Annotated in this window: 9 protein-coding genes; 6 read left to right on the forward strand and 3 right to left on the reverse strand. The window is 63.7% G+C overall.

Annotated elements, in window-relative coordinates; translation table 11 throughout:
* Positions 1 to 16: 16 nt before the first annotated feature.
* Positions 17 to 562 carry a GNAT family N-acetyltransferase gene (locus BXY53_RS12570; RefSeq protein ID WP_119062340.1) on the reverse strand — a complete coding sequence of 182 codons (546 nt, stop codon included), beginning with the start codon at positions 560 to 562 and terminating at the stop codon, positions 17 to 19.
* A gap of 338 nt (positions 563 to 900) precedes the next feature.
* Between BXY53_RS12570 and BXY53_RS12575 the strand changes: the two genes are divergently transcribed.
* Positions 901 to 1911, forward strand: a complete 1011-nt coding sequence (locus tag BXY53_RS12575; RefSeq protein WP_119062341.1) for a glutathione S-transferase family protein — start codon at positions 901 to 903, stop codon at positions 1909 to 1911.
* Here the strand turns inward: BXY53_RS12575 and BXY53_RS12580 are convergent.
* The gene (locus tag BXY53_RS12580; protein WP_119062342.1) at positions 1894 to 2352 is read right to left on the reverse strand and encodes an NUDIX domain-containing protein; all 459 of its coding nucleotides are present in this window, start codon (positions 2350 to 2352) and stop codon (positions 1894 to 1896) included. The two genes, BXY53_RS12575 and BXY53_RS12580, sit on opposite strands and share 18 nt — an antisense overlap.
* Before the next feature lie 263 nt (positions 2353 to 2615).
* On the opposite strand from BXY53_RS12580, the gene BXY53_RS12585 reads away from it, so the two are divergent.
* From BXY53_RS12585 to BXY53_RS12595, 3 genes are read left to right on the forward strand one after another with little or no spacing between them, the layout of a single operon-like run.
* On the forward strand, positions 2616 to 5222 hold the full coding sequence (locus tag BXY53_RS12585) for an acyl-CoA dehydrogenase (protein ID WP_119062343.1): 2607 nt from the start codon (positions 2616 to 2618) through the stop codon (positions 5220 to 5222).
* Positions 5223 to 5244: 22 nt separating this feature from the next.
* Entirely contained in the window at positions 5245 to 7236 is a 1992-nt protein-coding gene (locus BXY53_RS12590; RefSeq protein WP_119062344.1) for a 3-hydroxyacyl-CoA dehydrogenase NAD-binding domain-containing protein, read from the forward strand.
* A gap of 24 nt (positions 7237 to 7260) precedes the next feature.
* Positions 7261 to 8550, forward strand: a complete 1290-nt coding sequence (locus BXY53_RS12595; protein WP_119062345.1) for an acetyl-CoA C-acetyltransferase — start codon at positions 7261 to 7263, stop codon at positions 8548 to 8550.
* Between the two features lie 120 nt (positions 8551 to 8670).
* Here the strand turns inward: BXY53_RS12595 and BXY53_RS12600 are convergent, their stop codons facing one another.
* A complete protein-coding gene (locus BXY53_RS12600) occupies positions 8671 to 9111 on the reverse strand; it encodes a MerR family transcriptional regulator (RefSeq protein ID WP_119062346.1) in 441 nt (146 codons plus the stop codon).
* A gap of 379 nt (positions 9112 to 9490) precedes the next feature.
* Between BXY53_RS12600 and BXY53_RS12605 the strand changes: the two genes are divergently transcribed.
* Positions 9491 to 9760: an acyl carrier protein gene (locus BXY53_RS12605; protein ID WP_119062347.1), complete on the forward strand. Its 270-nt coding sequence runs from the start codon at positions 9491 to 9493 to the stop codon at positions 9758 to 9760.
* Positions 9761 to 9838: 78 nt separating this feature from the next.
* On the forward strand, positions 9839 to 11071 hold the full coding sequence (locus BXY53_RS12610; RefSeq protein ID WP_119062348.1) for a beta-ketoacyl-[acyl-carrier-protein] synthase family protein: 1233 nt from the start codon (positions 9839 to 9841) through the stop codon (positions 11069 to 11071).
* Positions 11072 to 11250 lie beyond the last annotated feature (179 nt).

Below are 11250 nucleotides of genomic sequence, written 5' to 3' on the forward strand. Positions count from 1 at the left end.
CCAGTAAATGGCCACGTTACTCAGCGGCGCGTTGCCCTGGGGTCTCTGATGCCGCCCGAGGGCGCCATCCATTATCGCCAGCCACCATCCCTCTATAAGCCGCGAGTGCGCCCTCGCGCAGTTCGCGCGCCAGCAGCCGCTCTGGCGCCACTGGCCCAGGCAAGCTGATCTCGCCCGCTGGGACTCGCTGGAAGCCCATCCGCGCGTAATAGGGAAGATCGCCGACCAGGATGACCAATTCCGCACCGCGCGCCCGTGCTTCCTTGACGCCCTCCTCAACCAGCCAGCGCCCGAAACCCTGCGCCTTGAAGCCCGGCGCAACCGCCAGCGGGCCAAGCATCATCACGCCACCGCGCCCGCCGATCGTCACCGGCGTGAAATGCACCGAGCCGATCAGTTCCCCGTCGCACCAGGCCGTCAGCCCAAAGCCAGCCTCCCCCGCCTGCTCGCGCACGCGATAGGCCGTCCGTGTGAAACGCCCCGGCCCGAAAACCGCATCATGGAGCTGTTCGATCAGCGCTGCGTCTTCCGGCCCGCTCAGCCGGATCGACCGGTTGTCCATCGTCATTTCTCCCCACCGCACACGTTACCAGACATCAAGAGCGCTGGCGCGGCGGGTTCGGTCGGATCAGCGAGACAATGCGAATTCGGGGACCGGACGCACGCATACGCGCCAACGCGCGAAGCCACGGCTTCGTCGTCGCGCCTGCTGCGCCCTCATGCGCGGATGGACCGGATAACGAATCATGGCATCGCCGATAGCATGCGCCCGCAGGCCCGTCCAGCAAAACCGAGCCGCCCCTCTCACCCGATCGTGACAGGCAAAATCCGCCGCGCACCTTGATCTGGGGGCAGCCTCGCCAGACATCCCGTGCCCAAGGCCAAAGCAAGGAGAGGGTCATGGGACTTCTGATAGACGGAGTCTGGTACGACAAATGGTACGACACCGAAAAGACCGGCGGCCGCTTCGTCCGTAGCGAGTCGGTCTTCCGCAACTGGATCACGCCCGACGGATCGCCGGGCCCCTCGGGCGAAGGCGGCTTCGCGGCGGAACCGGGCCGCTATCACCTCTATGTCTCGCTCGCCTGCCCGTGGGCGCACCGCACCCTCATCTTCCGCGCCCTCAAGGGGCTGGAGGACATGATCAGCGTCGATGTCGTACATCCGGATATGGGGTCGGAAGGCTGGGTCTTCGATGACAGCTACCCCGGCGCGACGGGCGATACCGTGAACGGCGCGAAACGGCTCTACGAAAACTACCTCAAGGCCAAACCGGACTACACCGGCCGCGTGACTGTGCCGACGCTATGGGACAAGAAGCGCGAGACGATCGTCAGCAACGAGTCCGCCGAGATCATCCGCATGTTGAACAGCGCGTTCGACCACGTGGGCGCAGCCAAGGGCGACTACTACCCGCAAGAACTGCGCGATGAGATCGACGCGATCAATGAGCGCGTCTACACGACCGTGAACAACGGCGTCTACAAATGCGGCTTCGCCACCACGCAGGATGCCTACGAAGAGAATTTCCACCCGCTATTCGACACGCTCGACCACATCGAGGACCGGCTGTCACGCAACCGCTATCTCGTCGGCGACCGGCTGACCGAGGCGGACTGGCGGTTGTTCACGACGCTCGTGCGCTTTGACGCGGTCTATTACAGCCACTTCAAGTGCAATCAGCGCCGGATCATCGATTACCCGAACATCTGGGGCTATGTCCGCGAGCTTTACCAGATGCCGGGCATCGCGGACACCGTCTCGCTCGATCACATAAAGCGGCATTATTACGGCTCACACGAGACCATCAACCCGTCCCGTATCGTGCCGGTGGGACCGGAAATCCACTTCAATGCACCGCACAGCCGGGACCATCTGCCCAACGCCTCGCCACTACCAATGACCGCTTAGCTCCGCACCCTCGAAAATCTCGGCGAGACGCTGACGCACCGGCCGCACCGTATCCTCGGGGACAGCGTCGCGCGGGAAGAAACCTTGGGCGGCGATTTCCCGGTTCGGCTCGGGCACATGCGCCTGCTCCCATTCGCGGATCAAGAAGAGGGCCACGTGATCGCTCGGGAAAGTGGTGAAATTGCCGAAGACGCCATGGAGACGGGGGCGGCCTGCGACCCGCACGCCCGTCTCCTCGAACAATTCGCGCGCCAACGCCTCTTCGAGCGTCTCACGCCACTCGACGCCGCCGCCGGGAAAACGCCAACCGGGCTGATAGGCGTGGCGAATGAGAAGGACGCGCTCATCCCGATCGATGATCACGCCCTGGGCTCCCAGCGTCATGCCACGGGTCAGCCGGAAATAGGGGCGTAGCAGGGAAAAGGCCGCACGTCGGATCATGCCTGTTGTTTTGCCGCTCGCGCGATGTGGATGCAAGACAGAGCCGCCACACTGGCTCCGAAAACGGGTTGACAATGGCGCCAACAGGAACCCCGCCGCGGGCATCGGCGTTCGCGTCGGTATGGCAATCCTGCTAAACTGCGCGCCCAAATCACAGGGGCAGTGGCAGCGGCATCAGACGCATGTGAGTTGACGTTAACGTCAATCATGTGCAGTTATAGTCAGGACGACGTTGCTCGCCGCGAAGAAAGGATCAACAGGCCATGATTACGCTCGTTTTTGTTCTCGTGAGCCTGGCCGCGCTGACGGCGCTGGCCATTCAGCGGTCGCCGCTCTGGGCCTGGGCCCTCGTCATCGCGGCAATCACCTTCCTGGCGCAAACCGGCCTCCCCTGGGCGACATTCGAGGCGCCGTTTGGCAGCATCGGCGCCTGGATCGCATGGGCACCCGCGATCGGGCTCGGGCTACTGTCGTTCCGGCCTATCCGCCAACAGGTCGTCACCCGCCCGGCCTTCCACACGGTCAAGCGTATCCTGCCGCCGGTCTCTGACACCGAAAAGGAGGCGCTGGAAGCCGGCACGGTCGGCTTTGATGCCGAGTTCTTCTCCGGCTCCCCGCAGTGGAGCAAGCTCCGCGCCATTGGTGCGCCTGCCCTGACCGATGAGGAGCGGACGTTCCTGAACGAGACGGTCGACGAACTCTGCGCGATGATCGACGACTGGAACATTCGCTTCGATCAGCGTGAGATCCCCCAACACATTTGGCAGTTCATCATCGAAAAGGGCTTTCTGGGGATGCTGATCTCCAAGGAGCATGGTGGTCTAGGCTTCTCGCCGCAGGCGCAGTCGCTCATTATCGGCAAGATCGCCTCGCGCAGCCCGGACGTAGCAACGGTCGTCATGGTCCCCAACTCGCTCGGCCCGGGCGAACTGATCGAGAAATTCGGCACTGATCACCAGAAGGATTATTACCTGCCGCGGCTGGCAAAGGGCGAGGAAATCCCCTGCTTCGCGCTGACCAGCCCCTATGCTGGCTCGGACGCGGCATCCATGCGCGATGTTGGAATCGTCACGAAGGCCGAGCACAACGGGCAGGAGACGCTGGGCATCAAGCTGACCTGGAACAAGCGCTACATCACGCTCGCGCCGAACGCGACGCTGCTCGGTCTGGCCTTCCGTCTGTACGACCCGGACAACCTCCTCGGCAAAGGTAATGAACTCGGCATCACGCTCGCGCTTGTGCCGACCGACACCCCCGGGGTGAATATCGGCGACCGTCACCTGCCCTGCGGCAACGCCTTCCCGAACGGCCCGACCTGGGGCGAGGACGTGTTCGTGCCGATGGACGCGATTATTGGCGGGGCGGAGCGCGCCGGCCAGGGCTGGCGGATGTTGATGAGCTGCCTGTCCTCGGGCCGGGCGATCTCGCTGCCCGCGACCAGCACGGCGGCCGCCAAGTCGATGCTGCGGAGCTCCACGGCCTATGGCCGCATTCGCAAGCAGTTCGGCATCGCCATTGGTCGGATGGAGGGCATCGAAGAGCGGCTCGCGCGCCTCGTGGAAACCGCCTACCTGCTCGAATCCGCGCGCTCCGTCACCGCCGCCATGGTCGGGGAAGGGGCCAAGCCGTCGGTGCTGTCGGCGATGATGAAATACCAGTCCACCGAACGGATGCGCCAGGCCGTCTCTGACGCGATGGACATTCACGGCGGCAAGGCGATATGCGACGGCCCGTCGAACTACCTGCAGGCCGCCTACCAGATGGTGCCGATCGGTATCACGGTGGAGGGCGCGAACATCCTCACACGCAGCCTCATCACGTTCACGCAGGGCGTGCTGCGCTCGCACCCGTTCCTCTACAAGGAGATCGAAGCCGCCCAGCACTGGGACGAGGATCAGGGCTTCGAGATGTTCGAGGACGCCTTCGAGAATCACGTCGCCTTCGCCGTCGGCAACGTTTTCGGCGCGCTGTTCCATAACGTCACCTTCGGCCAGTTCGCCGAAGCCCCGCGCGTTTCGGAGACAGCGAAGTGGTATCAGCAGCTCAGCCGCGCCAGCCAGAACTTTGCGCTTGTGGCGGACATGTGCGTCGCGCTCCTGGGTGGCGGTCTGCGCACGCGCCAGCGCCTCACCGGGCAGATGGCCGATGCGCTGTCCGAACTGTATCTCGCCTCGACCGTGCTCAAGCGCTACGAGGACGACGGCCAGCCTCTCGCTGACCGGCGCATCGTGGAGCTTTGCCTGCGCAATTCTCTGTACCGCTTCTACACCGCGCTGCAGGAGGTTACGCGCAACTTCCCGTTCTTCGGCGTTGGCTGGGTGCTGCGCCGGCTGGTCTTCCCGTTTGGCTTTCCCTTCGAACCGGCCGGGTACAGCATCGGAAAATCCGCGGTTCGCGCCGCGCTTGGGCCGGGCGAGGTACGCGACCGGCTGACCCGCGACATATACGTCAGCCGCAACGCAGACGACCCGATGGGCATTCTCGAGGTCACGTTGGAGAAGATCATCGAGGCGGAACCGGCCGAGCGCAAGGTCGAAAAGGCGCTGAAAGCCGGATTGATCCGTCGCTCGCTCGACCGCGACTGGCTGGGCGACGCCGAGGCCAAAGGCATCATCACGGGCGAGGAAGTCACGCTATTGCGCGAGACGGAGGCGCTTGTGTTCAAGGTGATCTCCGTGGATCACTTCGACCCGGAAGCGATCACCGGGCGCGCACGCGGGGAGGACAGCGGATCGCCCCATCACGAAGTGGCCGAGGCGACGGAGCGCGCCCCCTGGCCCGATTATCAGGACCGCGTGAGCGAGCCCGCAGAAGCCGAGGCCGCGCCGGAGCCGGACCGTAAGGACGGCGGCGTGCAGGCGGCCGAATAAAACCATAAAGACTGGAAACGACATGTCCTACGAACTGCCGAACCTGAAGCATTGGCGCTTCGATATCGACGTCGACAATATCGCCTGGGCCTGGTTCGACACAGCAGGCCAGCGCATGAACACGCTGGGCCGCGAGCCGGTGGAGGAGCTGGCCGAGATCGTCAGCACGGTCGAGGACGCGGCGCAGCGTGGCGATGTAAAAGGCGTGGTGTTCATCTCATCCAAGCCCAACAACTTCATCGCCGGCGCTGACATCAACGAGTTCGACGCGCTGCGCACCGAGAAAGACGTGGAAGACGTCATCAACCCGGTGATCGAGCTGTTCAACCGGGTCGAGCGGCTCAAGGTGCCGGCGGTCGCCGCGATCAACGGCTATTGCCTCGGCGGGGGGCTGGAATTCGCGATGGCCTGCCACTACCGCGTCGCGACGCGCGAGGAAGGCACGCGCATCGGCCTGCCGGAAGTCAAGCTCGGCATCATTCCGGGACTGAACGGCACGGTGCGGATGCTCCAGCTCGCCGGGCCGATCGCGGGCATGCAGGCGATGCTGACCGGCAAGATGCTGCGCCCGGGCGCGGCCCGCGGCATGGGCGTGGTCGACCAGCTCGTCCCGAGCCACCTCGAACTGCCATGGACAGCGCGCAAGGCCGTGCTGCAGAAGCGCAAGTCGAAAGGCGGCGCTTGGTGGAAGCGCCTGCTGACCAAATCGCCTGCGCGCGGCTATCTCGCCAACAGGATGCGCAAGGAAACCGAGAAGAAGGCGCGGCCCGACCATTACCCCGCGCCCTACAAGCTGATCGACCTGTTCGAGCGCCACGGCGGCGACCCGCAGCGCATGGCCTCGGCGGAATCGCGCACCTTCATCCCGCTGATGATCAGCGACACCTCGCGCAACCTGCGCCGGGTATTCCGCTTGCAGGAGATGCTGAAGGACCAGGCGCCGAAGAGCCGGTTCAAGCCGTTGCGCCTGCACGTCATCGGCGCGGGCACGATGGGTGGCGACATCGCGGCCTGGGGCGTCTATTCGGGCATGGAGGTGTCGCTGCAGGACCAGACACAGGATCAGGTGAACACGGCGCTTGGCCGGGCGAAAAAGCTCTTCAAGAAGCGGATGCGCTCCAGCCGGGACGTTGACGTCGCCATGAGCCGGCTGATCAGCGACGTGCCGGGCGAGCACATCAAGCGCGCAGATGTCGTGATAGAGGCGATTGTCGAGAACCTGGATGCCAAGCAGAAGCTGTTCGCCGATCTTGAGAAGCAGCTCAAGCCTGGCGCGGTGCTGGCGACGAATACCTCCTCGCTGCGCATCGAGGATATCGCGCAAAGCCTGCAGGACCCCGGCCGCCTGATCGGCCTGCACTTCTTCAATCCCGTCGAGAAGATGCCGCTCGTCGAAGTCGTACAGGGCGAGCAATCGCGCGAGGACGAAGTCGAAAAGGGCGCGGCCTTCGTCAACCACATCGGCAAGCTGCCGCTGATCGTGAAAAGTTGCCCCGGCTTCCTCGTCAACCGCGTGCTCGCGCCATACCTGCTCGGCTCGATCACCCGCCTGCAGGAAGGCACGCCGAAGGAGAAGCTGGACGCTGCGGCGGAGAAGTTCGGTATGCCGATGGGGCCGATCGAGTTGGCTGACGTCGTCGGACTGGATGTCTGCATGAATGTCAACGAAACACTCGGCTCCAGCCCGGCGCAGGACAGCGATCTGGGTCGGCTCGTCGCCGCCGGCAAACTCGGCAAAAAGACAGGCCAGGGCTTCTACACCTGGGAGAAGGGCAAGCCGCAGAAGGCCGGCACGGATTACGATGAGGCGGAACTGGAGCGGCTTGGCGAGGAGATGCTGAAGCCGCTGATCGACGAATGCGAGCGCGTGCTGGACGACGGCATCGTCGCGAACGCCGATCTCGTCGATGCCGGTGTGATCTTCGGCACCGGCTTCGCGCCATTCCGGGGCGGGCCGCTGCACTACCGCCGCTCCAAGGACAAGGCCGGCGAAAGTACCGCGCAGGCCGCCTGAATCACAAGCTGAGAGAGCCACGCCATGCGAAAAGTCGCCGTCATCGGTGGGGTGCGCACGCCGTTCTGCCGCTCCCACACCGCCTATGCCGAACTGACCAACCTCGACATGATGACCACCGCGTTGAACGGTCTATCAGAGAAGTACGGCCTGAAAGGTAAGCATATTGATGAGGTGGTCGGCGGCGCGGTCGTCACCCACGCGAAGGACTGGAACCTCGCGCGCGAAGCCGTGATCGGGACGGACCTCGCGCCCTCCACGCCGGGCATCACCATGATGCAGGCCTGCGGCACAAGCCTACAGGCGGCGCTGGGCAGCGGGGCGAAGATCGCCACAGGCCAGATTGACTGCGCGATCGCCACCGGCTCGGACACGGTCTCGGACGCGCCGATCGTCTTCAACCGCAAGTTCGCCAAACGGCTCATCAACGCCTCCCGCGCCAAGAGCTTCGGGCAAAAGCTCAAGCAGTTCGGCGACTTCAAGCCCGGCGAGCTGGCCCCGCAAGCGCCGAGTGTCAATGAGCCACGCACCGGCCTCTCGATGGGCCAGCACGCCGAACTCATGGCGAAGGAGTGGAACATTCCCCGCGCGGAGCAGGACCTGCTCGCCTACAACAGCCACAAGAACGCCGCACAGGCCTACAAGGACGGCTTCCTTGACGACATGATCGTCCCCTGCGCCGGCGTGTTCCAGGACAACAACATCCGCCCGGACATCGACCTTGAAAAGATGGGCACGCTGAATCCGGTCTTTGACAAGTCGAAGAACGGGACGCTGACGGCCGCCAATTCGACCCCGCTCACCGACGGCGCTTCAGCCGTCCTGATCGCCTCGGAGGACTGGGCGCAGAAAAATGGCCTCGTGCCGCAAGCCTACATCGTCGAGAGCCAGACAGCCGGGATAGACTTCGTTGGCGGACGCGGATTGCTGATGGCACCGACCATCGCCGTGTCGAAGATGCTGGACCGTGCGGGCCTGAGCTTGCAGGACTTCGACTTCTACGAAATCCACGAAGCGTTTGCCGCGCAGGTGCTGTGCACGCTCAAGGCCTGGGAATCGCCGGCGTATTGCCGCGAGGTGCTGGGACGCGACGAACCGCTCGGTCCGATCGACCGCAGCAAGCTGAACGTGCGTGGCTCAAGCATCGCCTACGGTCACCCATTCGCGGCCACCGGCGCACGGATCACGGCACATCTCGCCAAGCTGCTGAACGAGCGCGGCGGCGGGCGCGGGCTGATCTCGATCTGCACGGCCGGCGGCATGGGCGTCGCGGCAATTCTTGAGGCACCGCGGACGGAAGAGGCCGCAGCCTGAACCAGGCACAGGCATGTCATTGCGAGGCCCTTAGACCGAAGCAATCCAGCGGAGAGTTCGGAGCGCATAGCTGGATTGCTTCAGGTCGTTCGCAATGACGGCATGGCTGAATTATCGACCTCACTCCTCCGCCTTCAGCCGGCCCAGACACTCTTCGCGGATGGAGGCCAGTTCCTCCAGCGTGGAATCGATATCGTCGCGCTTCCGCTGCAGGTCCTCGATCGCCTGCTCGACCTTGTTCAGCAGATGCCGGACCTGCCGGATCTGCTCCGGGTCCTCGTCGTAGAGATCGAGATATTCGGCGATCTCCTGCAGCGAGAAACCCAGCCGTTTGCCGCGCAAGATGAGCTTGAGCCGCGCCCGGTCCCGGCGGTCATAGACGCGGTTCACACCCACGCGCCGCGGCTTCAAGAGTCCCTTGGTCTCATAAAAGCGCACCGCCCGCTGGCTGATCCCCAGTTCTTCGGCCAGTTCGCCAATGCCGTACAGTTCCTGGTTTGACTCGTCCGAAGCGGCGCCAAGCTCGGCGCCTGTTTCGGAAAATTGTGGGTGTTTCGCCATGGCTGCGGGTTCTTGTTTTGAGTTGGGACGCTCATCATGCGTCCTTTGTGCGCCGGGAGTATGGACAGGATCAAATTCGCCGAAAACCCATCCCTTGCAACGCTGGTGTCACTTTCATAACACAATCGCCGCGATGATGGATGAAGGACGGGGCGAAGAACAAGGCCAGCCGGCGGCAACTTCGCGTCCGCCTTCCACAAAGTGGAGGACGCGCGGTTGAAAGGCACGATCGATACCATCCTGCGCTGGACTTAGGCTTCGTTTCCGATTAAGGGAAACCAGCACTACGCTGGCGGACCGAGATATTTTCCAAGCATGAATTTGCGTGCATTCCACATCGGCGAATGACAAACCAGCCACGGCAGGCAGGGGGTTCGGTATGGACGAAGTCGCTTCCAAGATCATCGAGATCCTGAAAAAGAACATGAAGGATCCGCCGGAGACGATCTCTCTGGATACGAAGCTGAGCGATCTGGACATTGAGTCGCTCGACCTGGCCGTGATCGTCTTCGACATCGAGGACAGCTTCGGCATCGAGATCCCGTACAACGCCAACGAGGAAATGGAAGACTTTGCCACTGTCGGCTCGGTCGTCGAGCGGGTGCGGCAACTTGTTTCCAATTCCGACGCGTCCGGCGCCGCGGCCTGACCGGCGTCGGCGCAACCGCACGGCCCGGCTGATCGTTCCGTCAATCGCGCGCTGGCCCGCAACCGAAACGAAAGAGCAATGACAAAGTCCAATGGCGCGCGCCGCGTTGTCGTAACTGGCCACGGGGCTGTCACCCCGATTGGGATCGGGATTGAACCATTCTGGGAAAGCGTGCGCGCTAGCCGGTGCGGCATCGGCGAGATCAAGGGCTTCGACACCAGCGAGCTTTACATCCACATCGCCGGCGAAGTGGAGGACTTCGAGCCGCGCAAACTGCTGGACAGCAAACACATTCTGCTCGCCGACCGCTACTCCCAATTCGCGGGCGTGGCCGCCAAGGAGGCGATGACCCAGGCCGGGTTTGACGGTCCGGTCGAGAACGGGCTGCGCACCGCCTGCGTTATCGGTTCCGGCATCGGCGGCCTGGTCAGCCTGGAAAAGGGCTACGAAGATCTCTTCGTTCACAACAAGAAGGCCACGCATCCGCTGACGCTGTTGCGCACAATCGGCAGCTCGGCGGCGGCGCATGTCGGCATCGACTATGGCATAAAGGGTCCGTGCTTCGGCACGGTGAGCGCCTGCTCGACCGCCGCACACGCCATCGGCCTGACGCTTCAACTCATCCGCAGCAACGCGGCCGACCTTGGCGTCGCCGGTGCTTCCGAGGCTGCGCTCACCTTCGGCTCGATGCGCGCCTGGCAGGCGATGCGCGTTCTTTCGCCGGATGGTTGCTATCCCTTCTCGCAGCGGCGCAACGGCACGGTGCTGGCCGAGGGCGCGGGCATCCTGGTGCTCGAAGAGTTGGAGCACGCAAGGGCGCGCGGCGCCAACATCCTGGCAGAAGTGATGGGCTTTGGGATGACGGCGGATGCCGGCGATATGGTCAATCCGGACATTGAGGGGCCGACCGCCGCGATGCAACTTGCGCTGGAGGACGCGCAGATCAGCCCCGCCGAGATCGACTACCTCAACGCACACGGCACCGCGACGGCGATCAACGACGTCAACGAGACGAACGCGATCAAGCGGGTATTCGGCAGCGCAGCGAACGACCTTCTGGTGTCTTCCACGAAATCAATGACCGGGCACACACTGGGCGCAGGCGGCGGCATAGAGGCAAGCGCCTGTATCAAGGCGATCGAGGAGAACTACGCACCGCCAACGATCGGCTTCGACGCGCCCGGCGACGAGTGTGATCTGGACTACGTGCCGAATGAAGGCCGGGAGCACGAGATCAATTACGCCATGTCGAACTCCTTCGCGTTCGGCGGCCTCAACGCTGTGCTGGTGTTCGGCCCGCCGCCCGCCTAAGCCGCGCCAAGGCGAAATCTGTGGCACCATCCGCCATTGCGAGCGAAGCGACGCAATTCAACTTCGAATGTCTCGGCCAGTTCGTGGATCTACCATGTTTTGAGCATGGCGTGATCGCGCAGTTTGGCGTTGGCAATGGTGATGAGTTTGCGCATGACGGCGGTCAGGGCGATGAGCGG

The organism is Dichotomicrobium thermohalophilum (assembly GCF_003550175.1).
Lineage (GTDB): Bacteria > Pseudomonadota > Alphaproteobacteria > Rhizobiales > Rhodomicrobiaceae > Dichotomicrobium > Dichotomicrobium thermohalophilum.